This window comes from Klebsiella sp. K-3 (assembly GCF_051207495.1).
Classification (GTDB): domain Bacteria; phylum Pseudomonadota; class Gammaproteobacteria; order Enterobacterales; family Enterobacteriaceae; genus Klebsiella; species Klebsiella aerogenes.
Genome location: NZ_JBPNXF010000004.1, coordinates 145,589 through 167,246 on the forward strand (window position 1 = coordinate 145,589; position 21,658 = coordinate 167,246).

Genomic DNA, 21,658 nt, shown 5'->3' on the forward strand with positions numbered 1-21,658 from the left:
ATAAGGGGCGGCGTGAACCGCCCCGAAAGAGACAGCTAAGCGCGCTATTTCCACATCGCGTGCTTATCGCGGTAGCAATCCACCCACATCGCCGTCGCGCCGCAGATAGCGACTGGCAAAATCACCAGGTTGAGAACCGGGATCATGGTGAACAGGCTGGTCAGCGCGCCAAACTGCATGTTAATGACCTTCCGCGAGCGCAGCGCCTCGCGCATGGTTTTAAACGGCACTTTATGGTTATCGAACGGATAGTCGCAGTACTGAATGGCCAGCATCCAGGCGCTAAACAGGAACCACAGTACCGGCGCGACGGTTTGACCAATGCCGGGGATAAAGTACAGCAGCAACAGAACGATGGCGCGCGGCAGGTACCAGGCAAACTTTTGCCATTCGCGTTTCATAATGCGCGGGACATCTTTCATAATGCCGAATACGCCAACGTCCGGCGGCGTCGCGCCGGTCAGCCGCGCTTCGAGCTGTTCTGCCAGCAGGCCGCTAAACGGCGCGGCAATCCAGTTGGCGATAGTCGAAAAGAAGTAACCAAATACCAACAAAATAGAGATAACCGCCACCGGCCACAGTAGGTAGTTTAACCACTGAAGCCATTCAGGCACATGGCTCATTAATGAAGGGATCCAGCTATCGAGACGGGTAAACAGCCACCAGAACGCGCCGCCCATCAGAATCACGTTAACTAATAAAGGCAGGAACACGAAACGTCGGATCCCTGGCAGCCTGATGAGTTTCCAGCCTTGTGAAAAATAGTAGACGCCGCTACGTGGGGTAGTTGCGGATGATGAAACCATAGTCAGGCGATGCTCCTTTTTTAACATTCAGTGTGAATGCCCGCTTATTTTATCGGGTTGTCAGACAATAACCAGTTAGGAAATGTTCGAAAAAACAGCAAAAAGCACGATTTAGTTCATCTTTATGGGGTGAAAGGGGCAGACGCACTTGCACTTGATGTAATCGGCAAATACTCTTAGTGAGTAAATGTTTGCCGTGGTGGCAAGGTGTTAGAACAACAGAGAATATAATGATGCAGGATTTGCGTCTGATATTAATCATTGTTGGCGCGATCGCCATAATCGCTTTACTGGTACATGGTTTCTGGACCAGCCGTAAAGAGCGTTCCTCGATGTTCCGCGATCGCCCACTGAAACGTATGAAGTCTCGCGACGATGAAACATCGGAAGGCGATGACTTTGATGACGATGTTGAAGGCGTAGGTGAAGTTCGCGTTCACCGGGTTAATCACGCCCCGAATGGCGCATATGGGGAGCAAGAAGCACCTCGTCAGGCGCCGCAACACCAGTATCAGCCTCCGTACGAGCGTCAGGTGCAGCAACCTGTGCGTCAGGACGAGCCGGTGCATCAGGCGCCGCCGCACGCGCCGCGCCCGCAGCAGCCTGTTGCTCCGCAGCCGCAGGCCCAGCCGCCGCATCATGTTGCCCCTGCTCAGCCGGTACATCCAGCGCAGCCGGTCCATCAGCCACAGCCGGTACCGCCGCAATACCAGCAGCCGGTGCAGCCTGCGCCGCAGCAGCCTGTAGCGCAACAGCCGGCGCCAGTCCAACAACCTGTTGCTCAACAACCTGCGCCGGTTCAACAGCCAGCCGCGCCGCAGCCGCAACCGGCCCCTGAAGCGCAAGCCGCTGAACCTCAGCAGCCCGCCGCCGCGCCGCAGCCAAAAGAGCGCAAAGAGACGGTCATCGTGATGAACGTCGCCGCGCATCACGGTTCGCAGCTTAATGGTGAATTGCTGATCAACAGCATCCAGCAGGCCGGCTTTAAGTTTGGCGATATGAATATTTTCCATCGCCATTTAAGCCCGGACGGTAGCGGACAGGTATTGTTCAGCCTGGCGAACATGGTTAAACCTGGCACCTTTAATCCGGATGCGATGGTGGATATGACCACGCCGGGCGTGACTATCTTTATGCAGGTGCCGTCGTTTGGCGACGAGCTGCAAAACTTTAAACTGATGCTGCAGTCGGCGCAGTACATCGCCGATGAAGTTGGCGGCGTGGTGCTTGACGACCAGCGTCGGATGATGACGCCGCAGAAACTGCGTGAGTACCAGGATCGTATTCGCGAAGTAAAAGAGGCTAACGCCTGATTTCTACGCGCTAGCGTGTCGTCTGCTTAATCTGAACCCCCGCCCGTCGGGGGTTTTTTATCATTGATGGTGCGATATGGAACCAATCGAACAAAAACTGACTGAACTGCGAACCACCCTTCGCCATCATGAATATCTGTATCATGTTATGGACACCCCGGAGATTCCCGATGCGGAATATGACCGGCTGATGCGCGAACTGCGCGAACTCGAAGCGCAACATCCTGAACTGATTACCCCTGACTCGCCAACCCAGCGCGTTGGCGCGGCGCCATTGGCCTCTTTTAGCCAGATTCGCCATGAAGTGCCAATGCTATCGCTGGATAACGTCTTTGATGAAGAGAGTTTCCTCGCCTTTAACAAACGCGTGCAGGACCGTTTAAGCGATACGGCGGATCTGACCTGGTGCTGCGAGCTCAAGCTCGATGGCCTGGCGGTCAGCATCCTCTATGAAAACGGCGTGCTGATGCAGGCGGCGACCCGTGGCGATGGCACCACCGGCGAGGATATTACCTCCAACGTGCGCACCATTCGCGCTATTCCGTTGAAGCTACGCGGCGACAATATCCCGGCGCGTCTGGAAGTGCGCGGAGAAGTGTTCCTGCCGCAGGCTGGATTTGAAAAAATTAATGAAGAAGCCCGCCGCACCGGCGGTAAAGTGTTTGCTAACCCGCGCAATGCCGCTGCGGGCTCGTTGCGCCAGTTGGACCCGCGTATTACCGCGAAGCGACCGCTTACTTTCTTCTGCTACGGCGTTGGCGTGCTGGAAGGCGGCGAACTGCCGGCCAGCCACTCTGCGCGTTTGCAGCAGTTTAAGCAGTGGGGGCTACCGGTGAGCGACCGCGTGAAGCTGTGTCATTCTCCAGAGGAAGTGCTCACTTACTATCGCCAGGTTGAAGAAGATCGTCCGAAACTTGGTTTTGATATTGACGGCGTGGTAATTAAAGTCGATTCGCTGGCGCTGCAGGAGCAGCTTGGTTTCGTCGCCCGCGCCCCGCGCTGGGCGGTAGCCTTTAAATTCCCGGCCCAGGAGCAGATGACTTTTGTCAACGATGTGGAATTCCAGGTTGGCCGTACCGGGGCGATTACGCCGGTAGCGCGCCTTGAACCGGTGCATGTGGCCGGGGTTCTGGTCAGTAACGCCACCCTGCATAACGCCGACGAAATCGAACGTTTAGGTCTGCGTATTGGCGACAAAGTGGTGATTCGCCGCGCGGGGGACGTGATCCCGCAGGTCGTCAACGTAGTGCTTTCTGAACGCCCGGAACATACGCGTGAAATCATCTTCCCAACCCATTGCCCGGTATGTCATTCCGATGTTGAACGCGTGGAAGGGGAAGCGGTGGCGCGCTGTACCGGCGGGCTTATCTGCGGCGCACAGCGTAAAGAAGCGCTGAAGCACTTTGTCTCCCGACGGGCGCTGGATGTCGACGGTATGGGCGATAAAATCATCGATCAGCTGGTTGAGAAAGAGTACGTCCATACGCCAGCCGATCTGTTCCGTCTCAGCGCGGGTAAACTAACCGGGCTGGATCGCATGGGGCCTAAATCGGCGCAAAACGTGGTCAACGCGCTGGAGAAAGCGAAAGAGACGACTTTCGCCCGCTTCCTTTACGCGCTCGGTATCCGTGAAGTTGGCGAAGCGACAGCAGCGGGACTGGCGGCCCATTTTGGCACTATTGAAGCGCTGGAACAGGCTTCAATTGAGGAACTGCAGAAGGTGCCTGACGTCGGGATTGTCGTCGCCACGCATACTTTTAACTTCTTCGCCGAAGAGAGCAACCGCGAGGTCATCGCGCAACTGCGCGCTGAAGGCGTCCGCTGGCCGGCGCCGGTGGTGGTGAAGGCGGAAGAAATTGACAGTCCGTTTGCTGGTAAAACCGTGGTATTAACCGGTAGCCTGAGCCAGCTGTCGCGCGATGAAGCCAAAGCGCGGCTGGTCGCGATGGGGGCGAAAGTCGCCGGCAGCGTGTCGAAGAAAACCGATCTGGTGATTGCCGGCGAAGCGGCGGGCTCTAAGCTTGCGAAGGCGCAGGAGTTAGGCATTGAGGTTATCGACGAAGCCGAAATGATGCGCCTGCTGGGAGAATAACGTGGATAAAGCGCAGCTCATCGAGATCGCTAATACCGAGATGCCATTTGGCAAATATAAGGGGCGCCGTTTGATCGACGTCCCGGAAGAGTATTTGCTGTGGTTTGCCCGTAAGGATCAATTCCCTGCCGGGCATCTCGGCGAGCTGATGGCGTTGACCTTATTAATCAAGACCGAGGGGCTGACGCAACTGGTGCAGCCCCTGAAGCAACCGCGTTAACCTGCCGTAGCGCGGGATTTCTCCTGCGCCTGTTGGGCGTCTGTTTGCGCTTTATAGCGACGAGCCAGCACGGCGCAGACCATCAGTTGGATCTGATGGAAGATCATTAGCGGCAGCACCATTATCCCCAGAATCGATGCCGGGAACAGGATATTCGCCATCGGTATCCCGTTCGCCAGGCTCTTTTTCGAGCCGCAGAAGACGATGGTAATTTCATCCGGCTTGCTAAAGCCGCAGCGGCGGGCAACAAAAACGTTGATCGCGATGACAATGGCCAATAGCACCAGGCTGACAACGACGATAAACAACAGCGACCCTACGCCCACTTTATGCCAGATTCCATTGACGACGGCTTCGCTAAAGGCGGAGTAGACCACCAGCAGGATTGAGGTCTGGTCGGTTTTGCCAATCCATTTTTTATGTTTCGCCACCCAGCTACCGATCCACGGGCGCGACAAGTGTCCAAGAACAAACGGCAGCAGCAGCTGCAGCATAATCTTACCGACCTGTTCCAGATCGCCGCCAGCGCCATGCAAATGCATCAACAGTCCTACCAGCAATGGCGAGACAAAAATACCGAGCAGACTTGACGCTGAAGCGGAACAGACCGCCGCGGCGACGTTACCGCCGGCGAGCGAAGTAAAAGCAATAGCTGACTGTACGGTCGCCGGTAAGATACAAAGGTAAATAAAACCGCTATAGAGCATCGGGTCGACCTTAATCGGCGCCCACCACGCAAACAGAACCCCCAGAACCGGAAAAACAATAAAGGTGCTGCACATCACCCACAGGTGTAAACGCCAGTGGCTGCCGCCGGCGATAATGGCTTCACGCGACAGCTTGGCGCCGTGCATAAAGAATAACAGCGCGATGGCGGCGGTGGTGAGATGCTCGACGAAAGGGACGAATTCGCCGCGCGCCGGGAAGAACGAGGCCAGCAGAACCACGGTGATCAATGTCAGTGTAAATGGATCAAGAATGCGGAAAAGTTTCATAAACGCTCCTGAAATTCGATGCCGCTATTGTGCTTTCTTTGTTTTGAGAAATAAAATTGATTTATTGCATCTATTCATGAATAAAACAGATGAATTATTCGTTACGTCAGTTAAAGGTCTTTGTCACCGTCGCCAGGGCGCGCAGTTTTAGCCGTGCCGGGGAAATTATTGGTCTTAGCCAGTCGGCAGTGAGCCATAGCGTTAAGGAACTGGAGCACCAGACCGGCGTACGTTTGCTCGACAGAACGACGCGTGAAGTGGTGCTCACCGAAGCAGGCCATCAGCTGGCGGGCAAGCTTGAGCGTTTGCTTGATGAACTCCATGTGACCCTGCGCGAAGCGGGGCGGGTAGGGCAGCAGCTGACGGGGACCGTGCGCGTCGCCGCCAGCCAGACCATCTCGGCGCATCTGATCCCGCAATGCATCGCTCATAGCAATCGCCGCTATCCGGATATTGATTTCGTACTGCATGACAGGCCGCAGCAGTGGGTGCTGGAAAGTATCCGTCAGGGAGAGGTTGATTTTGGTATCGTTATCGATCCGGGGACGGCGGCAGACTTGCAGTGCGAGTCCGTATTGGCGGAACCTTTTCTGTTGTTATGTCGTGAGGATCACCGCTTTTCCCGGCAGTCATCGGTCAACTGGCAGGAGTTGCAAGGGGAGAGGCTGGTATTGCAGGACTATGCTTCCGGCAGTCGGCCGCTGATTGATGCCGCGCTGGCGCGTTTCGCCATCAAAGCCGATATCGTGCAGGAGATTGGTCATCCGGCGACGCTATTCCCGATGGTGGAATCGGGGATTGGTATTAGCGTACTGCCGGCGCTGGCTTTACCCTTGCCGCAGGGCAGCCGTTTGCAGGTAAAAAGATTAACCCCGGTTGTGGAACGCCAATTGATGCTGGCGCAGCGAAAAAACCGTTCGCTGTCGACCGCGGCGCAGGCGCTGTGGGAAATCGTGCGAGAAGAGGGCGCAAACCTGACATCAGCCAGAATTGAGGACCCGCTGTATCAGCGCTGAAGTTTTTTGCCTGGGCGCTGAGCTCTGCGCATAGCAAAAAGGCGCCTTTAGGGCGCCTTTTTACATTGGTGGGTCGTGCAGGATTCGAACCTGCGACCAATTGATTAAAAGTCAACTGCTCTACCAACTGAGCTAACGACCCGAAGTGGTGGGTGATGACGGGATCGAACCGCCGACCCCCTCCTTGTAAGGGAGGTGCTCTCCCAGCTGAGCTAATCACCCACTTCGGTACTTCACATTTTGACAGAAAATCCAGCTGGCGAGAAAGTGGTGGGTGATGACGGGATCGAACCGCCGACCCCCTCCTTGTAAGGGAGGTGCTCTCCCAGCTGAGCTAATCACCCACTTCTCAATTTTCTGTTCTACACGGCGGAGACTACTTTAAGTAGTTGGTGGGTGATGACGGGATCGAACCGCCGACCCCCTCCTTGTAAGGGAGGTGCTCTCCCAGCTGAGCTAATCACCCCCGCTGTGTGGAGTCGCATTATAGGGAGAGTTGAAATTGAGTCAACGCCTTTTCTAAATAATTTGTTTGTTCGTCGTAAAATTAAACAAAGCGATCGCAAAATCAGCTTCGGCGTATGATTTATAAACAAAAATGGTAAAGCGTGATGTTGAGGCGGGATCTACATTGAGGAATCAGCCTGTGGTGTTAGAATATTCCCCTATCAATTCCAAGAACACTGCCGGCTATCGGCATCTTTATTAAACGTAAGGCCATTTCATGAAAATCAAAACTCGCTTCGCGCCAAGCCCAACAGGCTATCTGCACGTTGGCGGTGCGCGTACTGCTCTCTATTCCTGGCTTTTTGCACGTAACCACGGCGGTGAGTTTGTGCTGCGTATTGAAGACACCGATCTCGAACGCTCCACCCCGGAAGCAATTGAAGCCATCATGGATGGGATGAACTGGCTGAATCTGGAATGGGACGAAGGCCCGTATTTCCAGACTAAACGTTTCGATCGCTATAACGCGGTTATTGATGAAATGCTGGAAGCAGGCACAGCATATAAATGCTACTGCTCGAAAGAACGTCTCGACGCGCTGCGTGAAGAACAGATGGCTAACGGTGAAAAGCCGCGCTACGACGGTCGCTGCCGCCATGATCATCAGCATCACGCCGCCGACGAGCCGTGCGTCGTGCGTTTTGCCAACCCGCAGGAAGGTTCGGTTATCTTTGACGACCAGATCCGCGGGCCGATCGAATTCAGCAACCAGGAGCTGGACGATCTGATCATTCGCCGTACCGACGGCTCCCCGACCTACAACTTCTGCGTCGTGGTGGATGACTGGGATATGGCGATCACCCACGTGATCCGCGGCGAAGACCACATCAACAATACCCCGCGCCAGATCAACATTCTTAAAGCGCTGAATGCGCCGGTGCCGGTGTATGCGCACGTATCGATGATCAACGGCGATGACGGTAAAAAACTTTCCAAGCGCCACGGCGCGGTGAGCGTGATGCAGTACCGTGACGACGGCTACCTGCCGGAAGCGCTGCTGAACTATCTGGTGCGCCTGGGCTGGTCTCATGGCGATCAGGAGATCTTCACTCGCGAAGAGATGATCGAGTTCTTCTCGCTGGGCGCGGTGAGCAAGTCTGCCAGTGCGTTCAACACCGATAAACTGCTGTGGTTAAACCATCACTATATCAACACGCTGCCGGCGGAATATGTGGCGACGCATCTGCAGTGGCACATTGAGCAGGAAAATATCGATACCCGTAACGGCCCGCAGTTGTCCGAGCTGGTTAAGCTGCTGGGCGAGCGTTGCAAAACGCTGAAAGAGATTGCCCAGAGCTGCCGCTACTTCTATGAAGAGTTCGCCGAGTTCGACGCCGATGCGGCGAAGAAACACCTGCGCCCGGTGGCGCGTCAGCCGCTGGAAGTGGTTCGCGATAAGCTGGCAGCCATTAGCGACTGGACGGCGGAAAATGTCCACCATGCGATTCAGGCGACCGCCGATGAGCTGGAAGTGGGTATGGGGAAAGTGGGCATGCCGCTGCGTGTGGCCGTGACCGGCGCGGGTCAGTCTCCGGCGCTGGACGTCACCGTTCACGCGATCGGTAAATCCCGTAGCGTTGAACGTATCAACAAAGCGCTGGCGTTTATCGCCGAGCGCGAAAGCCAGCAGTCCTGAGGCCGAGCGTAAGCTAAAGCAAGCGGCAGGTTAATCCTGCCGTTTTTTTTCGCCGCTATTTTGTCGCGGGGCTAATACCTAACCGCGCCAGGAAGCCACTAATGCCATCGCGGGCAAGTAGATCCCGAAGGTGAGTTTGTTCTGCGGCGGTCATTAACTGCAGCGTATCGGCGATTTGCCGCCATACCGCATCCGCTTCATTGATAAAGTAGCCGCCGGGCTGTTCGGCGAGCTGATACTCTTCATTCAGATGACGAAATGCCGGAATATTGGTCAGAAAATCAATCACTGGCCGGTCGATGACAATCAAACGCGCACGCCCGCCTTTGACGCCGGGAATCGCCTCGGTTCGCCACTTTTGTTCTCGCGCCCAACGGTTGACCGTTTGTCTGGCCAGACCCAGAACCTCGGCAAGCTCCGCAGGCGTCATTTTTTCTTTTAGTTTCATCATTCTTATTTTACTGGCCGCGTATTCCAAGACGGTTTAACAACCCGGTAATGCCTTCGCGTAGCAGCAGCGACATTAGCTGCTTCTGTTCGCGATGAGTCATCTCTTTGCAGAGCGTAAGCAATAAGGGTTCGAGATCGGTCTCAGCGACCGAATAGGGCGAGGGCGTTTCCGCTACGCGCTGGGCATTGCGGATAAACTCCCGTACCTGCTCGTTAACGTGTACGAGACGCGCTTTGCCTCCCTGTACGCCAGGCCGCGGAGAAGTTTGCCACCCCTCTTTACGAACCCATTTATTAATCGTCTGTCGGCTAAAGCCAGTTAGATGCGCAATTTCTTCCGGAGTCATTCGTTCCTTGAGCATACTATTTCCTGAGTAAATATGTGGGAATTAGTGCTTCATGTTATAGCATCCTTTTACAGGAAATAGTGACATGTTTAACGCCTGCCTGCGATAAGGCTCGCATTGTCAGCTATTTGCCTGCTTTTTCAGCGATTGAATCAGGAGGGGTAATTTTGCCGTTGACACCTGGCGAAGGAATTCATATTATGCCGCCCGTCAACACGACACGCTTTACGTTACGGGGCTATAGCTCAGCTGGGAGAGCGCTTGCATGGCATGCAAGAGGTCAGCGGTTCGATCCCGCTTAGCTCCACCAAATTCTGCACCCAGCGGATTTGGTTCGTAAAGAGGTCCTGTGGGGCTATAGCTCAGCTGGGAGAGCGCTTGCATGGCATGCAAGAGGTCAGCGGTTCGATCCCGCTTAGCTCCACCAAAAATCGAACCCTCGCTACGGCGGGGGTTTTTGCTTTTGGCGCCGTCAATGTAAATGACGTTAAGCTTACGTCAGCGTGTATCGAGCAAATAAAAACCAACGTAATTTAGGAATTTTTCTCGGTTTATTTTCTTGCCTGCCATTATTAACCAACATACTATTTTCTGATTGCTTATAATTTTTTAGCCGCAGAGGTGTTGATTAACAATAATGACTGACATATTTAACATCAAAGTTAAAAAAACTCTGCTGGCGTTAATTGTTTGTTTGATTTTTATTCCGCTTTCTCGATTAATTTCTCCGCAAACCCTTATCGACGGAAAACAAATTTATCTGGCATGGCTACCATTAAGCGTCATGTACGCAACCATTTGTATTTTCGGTCGTTACGCCGTTGCTCCCTTGATTGTTGCGTTTGCAATTACTAATACATTTATAATAGATCTAACTTATACGCAGGCCGCTATCCTGTTATTCTGTCAGTTATTTTCCGTCTTTTTCACCTTCGCAATCATGCGCTCGTTGTCGGGGAAAAAATGGCGTAGCGGAAGGCCGGCCAAGCGCCATATTGGTCGCCGTATCTTCTGGGGCGGCTTCTTTGCCCCCATCCTGCTTAAGCTGACGATGTATCTGGCGGGGCGCTTCTTCGCTTTCCCGCTTGCCGTCTCCAGCTACTTTAGTACCGCCTCGATCATCTATTCCGTTATTGATATCCAGGCGTTGATATGCGCCGCCTTAATCTTTACGACCGCTTTCTATTATCCGATGAGAATGATAGTTAGCCCACGTTATCGGCGGGTTTTTTGGGCCCGTCATTGTCAACCGTGGCTGGTGAAAGAAAAAAGAACTTTTACCGTGTATTGGTTTATAGCATTAATCACAATCATGCTGGTGCTTTGCGCGCCTTTTGATTCCGATTTAATTGCCGGATATCTGGTGCCAATTATTTTCATTCTCTACTTCGTTGGTATTGGGCGGCTGGGGCATGAGTTAATTCGCATTACGTGGGCTATTTCGGCATTCTTTTTAGTCGCCTATAACAAAAACTTTCTGCAGGGCGTTCAATCGGGGTACTCCTTGTCATTTGTCCTGTCGGTGCTAATTTCATTCACGATTTGTTTGTTTTACATGACGGATATTTATTCGCGTAGCGACAGAATTAAACAACGCTGGCGCGATCGGGCTGAAGAGGATCCGTTAACCGGGTTACCCAATCTGCGGGCTCTGGAGGGACATTTGCGCCAGTCGCCGCGGGTGGTTATTAGCAGTCTGCGCATCGAAAACCTGGACTTCCTTAGCCGCCATTACGGCATGATGATGCGCGTAGAGTGCAAACGGCAAATAGCCCGCCGCCTGCAGCCGCTCCTGGATCACCGCGATAAAACTTATCAGCTCCCTGGTAGCGAGTTATTGTTGGTGATAGAAGGGCCGGATCCGGCTGCGCGGCTAAATCACATTGTCGCGATGCTTAACCACGCAAAATTTAACTGGCATAACCACGTTCTCGATTTAGAGTTTGGCGCGGCGTGGGGCAGCTACAGCGGTATTGAGACGGAATTACATCCCATGCTCGGCCAGCTTAGTTGGCTATCGGAGCAGGCTGGTGCCGTGCAGCGGGTGCTGGCGTTAGATACTGCGCAGGAAGAGGTTTCCGATCAAACGACCGAACAGGTGCGGATGCTGACGAAAATTAAACAAGCGCTGAACGAGCGTAATCTTCTGTTATATGCGCAGCCGATTCAGAATGCAGAAGGGGAAGGCTATTACGAAATCCTCACCCGTATGCGCTGCGGCGAGACGATTATCACCCCCGATCGTTTTATTCCGCTTATTGCACAGTTCAACCTCAGTCAGCGCTTCGATATGCTGGTGCTGGAAACGCTGTTCAGCCAGCTTGATCAACATCCCGGCCGACGTTTCTCCGTTAATTTGCTGCCGTATACGCTGATGCAAAAAGATAGCGCCGCACAGATTATCGCGCTGTTTAAGCGTTATCGCGTTTCGCCTGCTTATATCACGATTGAGATAACCGAAGAACAGGCGTTCTCGAATGCGGATACCAGCATGCATAATATTCAGCTGCTGAGCGAGTTCGGTTGCGCTATCGCCATTGATGACTTCGGTACCGGTTACGCTAACTATGAGCGTCTGAAAAGCCTGCAGGCGGATATCGTAAAAATTGACGGCTGCTTCGTGCACGAAATCGAGAGCGACCAGCTTGATGCGATTATCGTCAAATCCATTATCGAAATCGCGAGGGCGAAACAGTTAACGGTCGTCGCAGAGTACGTAGAGACCCAGGCGCAGAAGGCGATGTTACTGGCGCTGGGCGTCGATTATTTGCAGGGCTACCTGATTGGCAAACCGCAGCCGTTAAGCGAATTGAAGGCGTAAAAAAGCCGGGCGATGCTACAGCCCGGCTTGTTATTTTATTAACGTCTGTTTGAGATTACAGTACCAGCGCAGCGATAGAGGCTGACAACACGCTGACCAGCGTGGAACCGTAAACCAGTTTCAGACCAAAGCGAGAAACCACGTTACCTTGCTCTTCATTCAGGCCTTTAATCGCCCCGGCGATGATGCCGATAGAAGAGAAGTTGGCGAAGGAGACCAGGAAGATGGAGATGATACCTTCCGCACGCGGGGAGAGCGTCGCTGCCACTTTCTGCAGATCCATCATCGCCACGAATTCGTTAGACACCAGTTTGGTCGCCATAATACTGCCGACCTGCAGCGCTTCGCTCGCCGGCACGCCCATCACCCACGCAACCGGGTAGAAGATGTAGCCAAGGATCCCCTGGAAGGAAATGCTGTAACCAAACCAGCCGGTGACGGTGGCGAACAGGGCGTTGAGTGCGGAGATCAGCGCGATAAAGCCGATCAGCATCGCTGCAACGATAATCGCTACTTTAAAGCCTGCCAGAATGTATTCGCCCAACATTTCGAAGAAGCTCTGACCTTCGTGCAGATTGGACATCTGCAGGTTTTCTTCGCTCTGCTCAACGCGATACGGGTTAATCAGCGACAGGACGATAAAGGTGCTGAACATGTTAAGCACCAGCGCGGCAACCACATACTTCGGCTGCAGCATAGTCATATAGGCACCGACGATGGACATCGAAACGGTAGACATCGCGGTTGCCGCCATGGTGTACATACGGTTGCGCGACATTTTGCCGAGAATATCTTTATAGGCGATGAAGTTTTCCGACTGGCCGAGGATCAGCGAGCTGACGGCGTTGAAGGATTCCAGTTTGCCCATGCCGTTAACTTTCGACAGCACGGTACCGATAGCGCGGATGACAATCGGCAGAATGCGAATATGCTGTAAAATACCAATCAGCGCGGAAATAAAGACGATTGGGCACAAAACCTTCAGGAAGAAGAAGGCCAGACCTTTATCGTTCATGTTACCGAATACGAAGTTGGTGCCTTCGTTGGCGAAACCGAGAAGTTTCTCGAACATCTCAGAAAAGCCTTTCACGAAACCCAGACCGACATCGGAGTTCAGGAAGAACCAGGCCAGCAAAACTTCAATAACAAGTAATTGAATAACATAACGAATGCGGATCTGCTTACGGTTGTGACTGACCAGCAAGGCCAGTATAGCCACCACAACGATCGCGAGGACAAAATGCAAGACGCGGTCCATATTTGCTCCAAATATGAGGCAGGTTAAATTTCCGTGCACATTCTATGCAACAAGCCTAAATAAAACGAGATCGAATCCACACTATTGCAAGGATATGTGACCAATAACAAAAATAGTGATCAATCGTACATTTTTGTTATGTTATGCAAAGGTATTAAAAGTTGCATTAATGTACTAATCTGATGAAAGGCGCGTTGTCCACATCTTCACGCCCGTTTTGTTGTTTGGCCTACTATCGTTCCCTCCTATCAAAGCAATCATTATCACCTTTCTAAATGAACTTGATAATCATTCGCATTTTGATAGCATTAAACATAGCAAAGGCTATATTTCCAGGGGCAGAAAATGACTAGCAGTCGCGTTGAGAATAGCAGCGGTCGCGCAGCGCGCAAGATGAGGCTCGCACTGATGGGGCCCGCATTCATTGCTGCCATCGGCTACATCGATCCGGGTAACTTCGCCATGAATATCCAGGCTGGCGCCAGCTTTGGCTATCAATTGTTATGGGTAGTGGTATGGGCGAACCTGATGGCGATGCTGATTCAGGTGTTATCGGCCAAGCTCGGTATCGCCACCGGTAAAAACCTCGCGGAACAGATCCGCGACCATTACCCGCGCCCGGTGGTGTGGTTTTACTGGTTACAGGCGGAAATTATCGCCATGGCGACCGATCTGGCTGAATTTATCGGTGCAGCCATCGGCTTTAAGCTGCTGCTCGGCGTTTCCTTATTACAGGGGGCGGTGCTGACCGGCGTCGCCACCTTCCTGATCCTGATGTTGCAGCGTCGCGGGCAGAAACCGCTGGAAAAAGTCATCGGCGGGCTGCTGCTGTTTGTGGCGGTGGCCTATGTGGTCGAGCTTATCTTCTCGCAGCCGGCGATAGCGCCGCTGGCCAAAGGTATGATTATTCCGAGCCTGCCGAATGGCGAAGCGGTATTCCTTGCCGCCGGGGTTCTCGGGGCGACGATTATGCCGCACGTTATTTATCTGCACTCGTCGCTGACGCAAAACCTGCACGACGGCTCGCGCAAAGAACGCTATAACGCCACGCGTTGGGACGTGGCGATTGCGATGACCATTGCCGGCTTCGTTAACCTGGCGATGATGGCGACCGCTGCCGCTGCGTTTCACTTCAACGGTCACACCGGAGTGGCCGATCTCGACCAGGCTTATTTAACTCTCGAGCCGCTGCTTAGCCATGCCGCCGCGACGATTTTTGGTCTCAGTCTGGTTGCCGCCGGTCTCTCGTCGACTGTAGTCGGAACGCTTGCCGGGCAGGTCGTGATGCAGGGGTTTATCCGCTTCCATATTCCGCTGTGGTTTCGCCGGACAATTACCATGCTGCCATCGTTTATCGTGATTTTGATGGGGCTGGACCCGACGCGTATCCTGGTAATGAGTCAGGTGTTGCTGAGCTTCGGGATTGCGCTGGCGCTGGTGCCGCTGCTGATTTTTACCAGCGATGCGCGGTTAATGGGCGATCTGGTAAACAGTCGGTGGGTAAAACGCATCGGTTGGCTGATTGTGGTGATTGTGGTGGCGCTGAACGGCTGGCTGATTATTGGTTCCGCATTAGATTAAGGCGGACAACAAAAAAGGGAGCTTTCGCTCCCTTTATCAATTAGTGGTGCCCGTGGCCATGTCCTCGACCACCGCCCCAGCCACCGTGACGACCGCCCCAATCGCCACGGCGATCGTTCCAGCCTTCGCGATAACCGCGCTCGTAAGCACGACCGCGATCCCAGCCGCGTTTATCCCAACCGCGATGCCAGCCGTTATCATGGCGATGCCAGCGATGATCGCGCCATTCATAATGACGACGCCAGTAGTCACGGTCGCGCCAGCCGCCACCGTCCCAGTAGTTACCGTAACCGTCACGATCGCCAATTTGTAATTTTACCGATGGCAGCAGGGTGATTTCACCAGCATTGGCGATAACCGGCGCGCACGCCAGCAGTACCGCAGCCAGAATCAGTGACCTGAACATACTCTTCTCCTCACGATCGGGTCTTAAATGACCTGTTAACCAGATATTACGAGCCGGTAAAGAGGCGTAGCATCAGGGAACTCTTAAATCGCAAGAAATAGCATTTTTTGCCAAAGTAAAAATGAGTTTACACCGCAAGGATCGCGTCAATGGCGGCGCACTCTTCAGCGCTGAACTGGCGGTTGCTTAACATGCCCACGGCATCGTCCAGTTGCGCTGTCTTACTGGCGCCGATCAGCACTGACGTCACCTTATCTTCACGCAGTACCCAGGCTAACGCCATCTGTGAAAGCTTCTGTCCGCGGCGCCCGGCAAGGGCGTCAAGCTGGCGGATTTTTTCCAGCCGCTCGGCGGTGAGCTGTTCCGGCTGTAAAAAACGGCTATTGCTGGCTGCGCGCGAGTCTGGCGGAATACCGTTGAGGTAGCGGTTGGTCAGCTGGCCGCCAGCCAGCGGTGAAAACGCTATACTTCCCACGCCTTCGGCCTGCAGCATCGCTAATAATCCTTCTTCCACCCAGCGTTCAAACATCGAATATTTGGGTTGGTGAATCAGGCAAGGCGTGCCGAGATCGTTGAGGATAGCGAGAGCCTGACGCGCCAGCTCGAGCGGGTAGTTCGATAAACCAACGTAGAGCGCTTTTCCCTGGCGAACCAGATGATCCAGCGCGCGCATGGTCTCTTCCAGCGGCGTTTCCGGGTCCGGGCGGTGGTGATAAAAGATATCGACGTACTCAAGACCCATCCGCTTCAGGCTCTGGTCGAGACTGGCGACCAGATACTTGCGCGATCCCCAGTCGCCATAAGGACCATCCCACATGGTATAGCCGGCTTTACTGGAGATGATGAGTTCGTCGCGGTAGGGCAGAAAATCTTCTTTCAGGATCCGCCCAAAGTTGCTCTCAGCCGATCCCGGCGGTGGACCGTAATTGTTCGCCAGGTCGAAGTGGGTAATACCAAGGTCGAAGGCGTGACGCAGCAACTGGCGGCTGACCTCTACCTGTGTTTCATCGCCAAAGTTATGCCACAGGCCGAGAGATATCGCCGGTAGCTTCAGGCCGCTGCGCCCGCATCGGCGGTACTCCATGGTCTGATAACGCGTGTCGCTTGCCTGGTAAACCATACTTCCTCCGCATCAAAACAGGGTGTGTATACGTTTACACTAATCAATGTTGTACGCGGAGTATATGGGGAAAACGCGTAAATTTTGCTTTCCACCCTCTTTATTGCTCACAATCTGGACAGGTAAAGCGCATATCTAATACTCAGATTACCTGCACAATAACAAGGATTATGGATATGCAACCGACTTACACCATTGGCGATTATCTGCTGGATCGTCTCGTAGATTGTGGTATCGATCGCCTGTTCGGCGTGCCTGGTGATTACAACTTACAGTTTCTCGATCACGTGATAGCCCATCAAAATTTGGGATGGGTCGGCTGTGCTAACGAACTGAACGCGGCCTACGCCGCTGACGGCTATGCGCGCATAAAAGGCGCCGGCGCGCTGCTAACCACCTACGGCGTAGGAGAGTTAAGCGCGTTAAATGGGGTGGCCGGTAGTTATGCAGAACATATCCCTGTACTGCATATTGTGGGCGCGCCTTCTACCGGCGCGCAGCAGCGCGGCGAACTGCTGCACCATACGCTCGGCGATGGCGATTTCACCCATTTCTCGCGGATGAGCGAACAAATTACCTGTACCCAGGCGACGCTAACGGCTGGCAACGCCTGTCACGAAATTGACCGGGTATTAAGCGACATGCTGACCCACCACCGCCCAGGGTATCTGATGCTGCCTGCCGACGTGGCGAAAGCCCGCGCGGTGCCGCCAGCCCGCGCGCTGGTGATTAAGGGCCCGGCGGCCGATGAAAACCAGCTTGCCGGCTTTCGTGAGCACGCGGCCAAACTGTTACGCAGCAGTCGCCGCGTGTCGCTGCTGGCGGATTTTCTCGCTCAGCGTTACGGTCTGCAAAACACACTACAGCAGTGGGTTAAGTCCGCGCCGATAACCCACGCCACCATGCTGATGGGAAAAGGGCTGTTTGACGAACAAGGCTCAGGTTTTGCCGGGACCTATAGCGGGATCGCCAGCGCGCCGCAGACTCGCGAGGCGATGGAAAGCGCCGATGCCATCATCTGCGTGGGTACGCGCTTTACCGATACGATTACCGCCGGCTTTACCCATCATTTGCCAACGGAGAAAACCATCGAAATCCAGCCGTTTGCCGCACGGGTTGGCGATCATTGGTTCAGCCGGATCCCGATGGATCAGGCGCTGGCGGCCCTCATTGATGTTTCTGGCAAGCTGTCCGCGGAATGGAGCGCGCCAGATATCATCGCGCCCGACGCTTCCGGCGCGCCGCAGGGCAATCTGACGCAGAAAAGCTTCTGGAGTACGGTCGAGAAACAGCTGCGGCCGGGCGATATTATTCTTGCCGATCAGGGAACCTCGGCATTCGGCATCGCCTCATTAAAACTTCCCTCGCAGGCGACGCTGCTGGTGCAGCCGCTATGGGGCTCAATTGGCTTTACGCTGCCTGCCGCCTACGGCGCGCAGACAGCTGCCGCGGACAGAAGGGTGGTATTAATCATTGGCGATGGCGCCGCGCAGCTCACTATCCAGGAGATGAGCTCGATGCTGCGCGATAAGCAAAAACTGTTAATTTTGCTGTTGAATAATGAGGGCTACACCGTCGAGCGCGCGATTCACGGGCCGGAACAGCGCTACAACGATATCGCGTTGTGGGACTGGAGCCGCTTCCCTGATGCTTTTGCGCCGGATACGCCTTCCCGCTGTTGGCGGGTATCGCAAACCGGCGAGCTGGCGGAGGCGATGGCCGATAGCGTTAACTCCGATAAGCTAACGATGGTCGAAGTCATGCTGCCAAAAATGGATATTCCTGATTTCTTACGCGCTGTCACTCAGGCGCTGGAAAATCGCAACAACCGCAGCTAATTGCCGCGGCGCCTGGCAATCATCAACGGCTTCCCGGCCAGCAGTAGCCAGGCCGGAAGCATCACGATACACAGCAGCGGCAGCAAGGTGGTATCCGGTACCACCACTGCCGCCATAAACAGGCTCAGCCAGCCATCGCGGGTGACGACCAGCACCAGACCGAGGATCGCGCAGGAGATGGTAATGGCGGCCGGTACCGCTTCAACGTGCGCATGCAGCATTAGCCCCAGCGAGACGCCGACAAACACCGCCGGGAAAATACGCCCGCCGCGAAAGCCACAGGCGGCCGCCAGCACCAGCGCCGCCAATTTCACCACGGCAATGAGCAGAAAATCAGCGGCGCCAAGCGTCTGGCTGGAAGCCAGTTGCTGCATTTCGTCCAGGCCTTTAAACAGCGTAATATGGCCGCCAATAACGCCCAGGATCCCCAGTAAAAAACCCCCGATGCCGAGCATTAACACCGGATTTTTCAAGCGGTGGACGAGCGCGTGCAGACGCGGCAGACACCACACGGCGACCATGCCGACGGCGATGGCGATAAGCGTGACAATCGCGCCGCTGATGATATCGACGATGCGCAGGTGCGGATAGTGCGGGATTGGTAGGGTGAAATTGGGATGGAAAAAAATACCGGTCGTCAATGCGCCTGCCGCCGCCGCCAGCAACGGCGCGAACAGCCGGTCCCATAACGGAACGTCGCTGCTGCTATTGAGCGTTTGCGAAAAAATAAGCGCCGCGGCAACCGGTGTACCGAACAGCGCGCCGATGGTTCCCGACGCGGCAAGAATTGTCCAGTCCAGCGAACTTACCCGCGGAAACAGACGCGAGCCAAGGGCGACGGCAAGCGCGATATTGACGACCATGATCGGATGTTCCGGCCCGAGGCTAACGCCGCCGGCGAGGCCGAGAATCAACGCCGCCAGTAACCCCGGTAGCGCGCTGGTGGCGATGGGCGCGCCGATTAAGGATTCGGTTGCCGGATCTGGCCCACCATGTCCAGGACTGAAACGGACCACCAGCCCCACGGCAATCCCGGTGAGAGTGAGGATGGCTATTATCCATAGCGGACTATCGGCGGCAATGCCGACATGTGCCGGCAGGTCGCTCCACAAGATGCTCTGCAGAATTGCGGCGATCTTCATCGCCACAATCAATACCAGGCTGGAAGCGATGCCAATAATAATGGCCGGTATTGATAACAACAGCATCGTTCTGGCGCGCGGGTGCAGCATGAAGGGTTCCTTTTAAATGTCCTGAAGCGCTACTTTGCCTGTCTCTGTAAAGAGCTTCGGCGCAAATGGTGCTGAAACGATAAACTTAAGGCCAAACCTGACGTTGCGTGTATGAAATAAGATGCCGTGTTACATAGATTACAGTCTAATTGTGACCAATGTCGCTAAACTACCGGCGGCTGTACGTTGGTCGTTGTTGTTATGTCGCCATGAATTTACAGTGTGCGAAAAGAATTATTTTGACTTTAGCGGAGCCGTAACGGAATGACAAAATTTGCTTTAGTAGGAGACGTCGGTGGAACTAACGCCCGTCTGGCGTTATGTGATATCGCAAGCGGGGAGATTTCCCGCGCTAAAACTTATTCCGGGCTCGATTACCCAAGCCTTGAGGCCGTTGTACGCGTCTATCTCGACGAACAAGCCGTGAAGGTTGATGATGGTTGCATCGCCATTGCTTGCCCCATCACCGGCGACTGGGTGGCGATGACCAACCATACCTGGGCTTTTTCTATTGCCGAGATGAAAAAGAACCTCGGATTCGCGCATCTGGAAATCATTAATGATTTTACCGCGGTGTCGATGGCGATCCCGATGCTCAAAGCCGAGCATCTGATCCAGTTCGGCGGCGCGCAACCGGCGGAAGGTAAACCGATCGCAGTCTACGGCGCAGGCACCGGTCTTGGCGTAGCGCACCTGGTACACGTTGATAAACGCTGGGTGAGCCTGCCGGGCGAGGGCGGCCACGTTGATTTCGCGCCGAATAGTGAAGAAGAGGGCATTATTCTCGAAGAGCTACGCAGCGAGTTGGGCCACGTGTCCGCCGAACGCGTTTTGTCCGGCCCTGGGTTGGTTAATCTGTATCGGGCGATTGTTAAATCCGATGGCCGTTTGCCGGAAAACCTACAGCCGAAGGACGTCACTGAACGTGCGCTGGCGGATACCTGCATTGATTGTCGCCGCGCGCTGTCGTTGTTCTGCGTCATTATGGGGCGCTTTGGCGGCAATCTGGCGCTGACACTCGGCACATTCGGCGGCGTGTACATCGCGGGCGGCATTGTCCCGCGTTTCCTTGAATTCTTTAAAGCGTCGGGTTTCCGCGGCGGATTTGAAGATAAAGGGCGCTTTAAAGCCTATGTGCAGGATATACCGGTCTATCTCATCGTTCACGATAACCCAGGCCTGCTGGGCTCTGGCGCGCATCTGCGCCAGACGCTGGGGCACATCCTTTAAGTCGCTTTCAGTCGGGCGGCGTCTGCCGCCGCCCATCTCACTACAGATTCATCAACTGGCGAAACTCTTTCACCTTACTGCGGCTAACCGGTACCTGAAATTCAAGGTCGCGTAGCCGTAGGACGTAGGTGTTGTTGAACCATGGCTCTATTTCGCGAATTTTATTCAGATTGACGCAGTACGAGCGGTGGCAGCGAAAGAAGTGCGCAGCCGGCAGCTTGCTGCAGAATTCAGTGATGTTCATCGGCATGACGAATGATTCACGGCGCGTATAAACGAAGGTCATTTTTTCATGCGCTTCCGCGTAATAAATATCGTGAATGCTGGTGACGATGATCCGCTCGTCTTTAATCAGATTAATGGTGTCGTTTTCGCGGGTTGGATTGTGCACGGGCGTGCCGCTTACCGCCACCTGCTGCTGTTGCTGCCAGGCGCTGGACAGTTTCTGCAACATATTAATAATCCGCGATTCCTGATAAGGCTTTAGGATGTAGTCAAACGCTTCCAGTTCAAAGGCTTCCACCGCATGTTCTTTCCACGCGGTGATAAAAACGATGAACGGCTTATGCGCGAACTGGCTAATATTTTGCGCCAGCAGCACGCCATCCAGAGAGGGAATATTGATGTCGAGAAAGATGGCATCGACTTTATTGTGCTGCAGGAATTTCAGCACGTCGAGACCGTCATCAAAGGTGCCGACAATCTCCATCTGGCTGTGAGTATTAATCAACCAGGTGAGTTCCTGCTGCGCCGGGAACTCATCCTCAACAATAATGACTTTCATGTTTTC

Annotated in this window: 18 protein-coding genes and 6 tRNA genes; 11 read left to right on the forward strand and 13 right to left on the reverse strand. The window is 54.2% G+C overall.

Annotation, left to right across the window (positions count from 1 at the left end; translation table 11 throughout):
• Positions 1-44: 44 nt before the first annotated feature.
• Positions 45-806, reverse strand: coding sequence for a sulfate transporter CysZ (cysZ, locus tag ACSEMK_RS07610; protein ID WP_049060291.1), 762 nt, complete (start codon positions 804-806; stop codon positions 45-47).
• A 230-nt stretch (positions 807-1,036) separates the two neighbouring features.
• Between cysZ and zipA the strand changes: the two genes are divergently transcribed.
• The 3 genes from zipA to ACSEMK_RS07625 all read left to right on the forward strand — a co-directional run bounded on the left by zipA (position 1,037) and on the right by ACSEMK_RS07625 (position 4,431).
• Complete coding sequence (gene zipA / locus ACSEMK_RS07615; RefSeq protein ID WP_430914724.1) at positions 1,037-2,119, forward strand: cell division protein ZipA; 1,083 nt, start codon at positions 1,037-1,039, stop codon at positions 2,117-2,119.
• Between the two features lie 76 nt (positions 2,120-2,195).
• Positions 2,196-4,211 (forward strand): NAD-dependent DNA ligase LigA, encoded by a 2,016-nt coding sequence (ligA, locus tag ACSEMK_RS07620; protein ID WP_087858441.1) that lies wholly within the window; start codon positions 2,196-2,198, stop codon positions 4,209-4,211.
• A gap of 1 nt (position 4,212) precedes the next feature.
• Positions 4,213-4,431: a DUF3820 family protein gene (locus ACSEMK_RS07625; protein ID WP_013878164.1), complete on the forward strand. Its 219-nt coding sequence runs from the start codon at positions 4,213-4,215 to the stop codon at positions 4,429-4,431.
• On the opposite strand, the gene ACSEMK_RS07630 is transcribed toward ACSEMK_RS07625, so the two are convergent.
• Positions 4,428-5,426 carry a bile acid:sodium symporter family protein gene (locus ACSEMK_RS07630; protein WP_013878163.1) on the reverse strand — a complete coding sequence of 333 codons (999 nt, stop codon included), beginning with the start codon at positions 5,424-5,426 and terminating at the stop codon, positions 4,428-4,430. The two genes, ACSEMK_RS07625 and ACSEMK_RS07630, sit on opposite strands and share 4 nt — an antisense overlap.
• Before the next feature lie 89 nt (positions 5,427-5,515).
• On the opposite strand from ACSEMK_RS07630, the gene ACSEMK_RS07635 reads away from it, so the two are divergent.
• Positions 5,516-6,442, forward strand: coding sequence for a LysR family transcriptional regulator (locus tag ACSEMK_RS07635; RefSeq protein WP_047037069.1), 927 nt, complete (start codon positions 5,516-5,518; stop codon positions 6,440-6,442).
• 66 nt (positions 6,443-6,508) lie between these two features.
• Here the strand turns inward: ACSEMK_RS07635 and ACSEMK_RS07640 are convergent.
• From ACSEMK_RS07640 to ACSEMK_RS07655, 4 genes are all read right to left on the reverse strand, one after another.
• Positions 6,509-6,584, reverse strand: a tRNA-Lys gene (locus tag ACSEMK_RS07640).
• A gap of 4 nt (positions 6,585-6,588) precedes the next feature.
• Positions 6,589-6,664 (reverse strand) — tRNA-Val (locus tag ACSEMK_RS07645).
• A gap of 46 nt (positions 6,665-6,710) precedes the next feature.
• Positions 6,711-6,786 (reverse strand) — tRNA-Val (locus ACSEMK_RS07650).
• Positions 6,787-6,832: 46 nt separating this feature from the next.
• Positions 6,833-6,908, reverse strand: a tRNA-Val gene (locus ACSEMK_RS07655).
• A gap of 258 nt (positions 6,909-7,166) precedes the next feature.
• On the opposite strand from ACSEMK_RS07655, the gene gltX reads away from it, so the two are divergent.
• Complete coding sequence (gltX, locus tag ACSEMK_RS07660) at positions 7,167-8,585, forward strand: glutamate--tRNA ligase (protein ID WP_020078209.1); 1,419 nt, start codon at positions 7,167-7,169, stop codon at positions 8,583-8,585.
• A 55-nt stretch (positions 8,586-8,640) separates the two neighbouring features.
• Here gltX and ACSEMK_RS07665 read toward each other — a convergent pair whose 3' ends face one another.
• Entirely contained in the window at positions 8,641-9,036 is a 396-nt protein-coding gene (locus ACSEMK_RS07665) for a YfeC-like transcriptional regulator (protein ID WP_087860071.1), read from the reverse strand.
• Between the two features lie 7 nt (positions 9,037-9,043).
• Positions 9,044-9,397 carry a YfeC-like transcriptional regulator gene (locus tag ACSEMK_RS07670; protein WP_013878158.1) on the reverse strand — a complete coding sequence of 118 codons (354 nt, stop codon included), beginning with the start codon at positions 9,395-9,397 and terminating at the stop codon, positions 9,044-9,046.
• Between the two features lie 219 nt (positions 9,398-9,616).
• Here ACSEMK_RS07670 and ACSEMK_RS07675 point away from each other — a divergent pair.
• The 3 genes from ACSEMK_RS07675 (at position 9,617) to ACSEMK_RS07685 (ending at position 12,203) form a co-directional block, all read left to right on the forward strand.
• Positions 9,617-9,692: transfer RNA gene (locus ACSEMK_RS07675), tRNA-Ala, on the forward strand.
• Positions 9,693-9,733: 41 nt separating this feature from the next.
• Positions 9,734-9,809: transfer RNA gene (locus tag ACSEMK_RS07680), tRNA-Ala, on the forward strand.
• A gap of 210 nt (positions 9,810-10,019) precedes the next feature.
• Positions 10,020-12,203: an EAL domain-containing protein gene (locus tag ACSEMK_RS07685; protein ID WP_430914726.1), complete on the forward strand. Its 2,184-nt coding sequence runs from the start codon at positions 10,020-10,022 to the stop codon at positions 12,201-12,203.
• 55 nt (positions 12,204-12,258) lie between these two features.
• On the opposite strand, the gene nupC is transcribed toward ACSEMK_RS07685, so the two are convergent.
• Positions 12,259-13,461: a nucleoside permease NupC gene (gene nupC, locus ACSEMK_RS07690; protein WP_013878156.1), complete on the reverse strand. Its 1,203-nt coding sequence runs from the start codon at positions 13,459-13,461 to the stop codon at positions 12,259-12,261.
• Positions 13,462-13,806: 345 nt separating this feature from the next.
• Here nupC and ACSEMK_RS07695 point away from each other — a divergent pair, with 345 nt between their 5' ends.
• On the forward strand, positions 13,807-15,042 hold the full coding sequence (locus tag ACSEMK_RS07695) for an Nramp family divalent metal transporter (RefSeq protein WP_430914727.1): 1,236 nt from the start codon (positions 13,807-13,809) through the stop codon (positions 15,040-15,042).
• Between the two features lie 40 nt (positions 15,043-15,082).
• Here the strand turns inward: ACSEMK_RS07695 and ACSEMK_RS07700 are convergent, their stop codons facing one another.
• Both ACSEMK_RS07700 and mgrA read right to left on the reverse strand, forming a co-directional pair.
• Entirely contained in the window at positions 15,083-15,448 is a 366-nt protein-coding gene (locus ACSEMK_RS07700) for a DUF2502 domain-containing protein (RefSeq protein ID WP_087860074.1), read from the reverse strand.
• A 127-nt stretch (positions 15,449-15,575) separates the two neighbouring features.
• A complete protein-coding gene (gene mgrA, locus ACSEMK_RS07705) occupies positions 15,576-16,568 on the reverse strand; it encodes an L-glyceraldehyde 3-phosphate reductase (RefSeq protein ID WP_308959045.1) in 993 nt (330 codons plus the stop codon).
• A 176-nt stretch (positions 16,569-16,744) separates the two neighbouring features.
• On the opposite strand from mgrA, the gene ACSEMK_RS07710 reads away from it, so the two are divergent.
• Complete coding sequence (locus ACSEMK_RS07710; protein WP_113374459.1) at positions 16,745-18,406, forward strand: alpha-keto acid decarboxylase family protein; 1,662 nt, start codon at positions 16,745-16,747, stop codon at positions 18,404-18,406.
• Here ACSEMK_RS07710 and ACSEMK_RS07715 read toward each other — a convergent pair.
• On the reverse strand, positions 18,403-19,638 hold the full coding sequence (locus tag ACSEMK_RS07715; protein WP_430914729.1) for an ion channel protein: 1,236 nt from the start codon (positions 19,636-19,638) through the stop codon (positions 18,403-18,405). The genes ACSEMK_RS07710 and ACSEMK_RS07715 overlap by 4 nt on opposite strands.
• Before the next feature lie 264 nt (positions 19,639-19,902).
• Between ACSEMK_RS07715 and glk the strand changes: the two genes are divergently transcribed.
• A complete protein-coding gene (gene glk, locus ACSEMK_RS07720) occupies positions 19,903-20,868 on the forward strand; it encodes a glucokinase (RefSeq protein ID WP_113374457.1) in 966 nt (321 codons plus the stop codon).
• Positions 20,869-20,908: 40 nt separating this feature from the next.
• On the opposite strand, the gene ACSEMK_RS07725 is transcribed toward glk, so the two are convergent.
• On the reverse strand, positions 20,909-21,652 hold the full coding sequence (locus ACSEMK_RS07725; RefSeq protein ID WP_087860079.1) for a LytR/AlgR family response regulator transcription factor: 744 nt from the start codon (positions 21,650-21,652) through the stop codon (positions 20,909-20,911).
• Between the last annotated feature and the right edge of the window lie 6 nt (positions 21,653-21,658).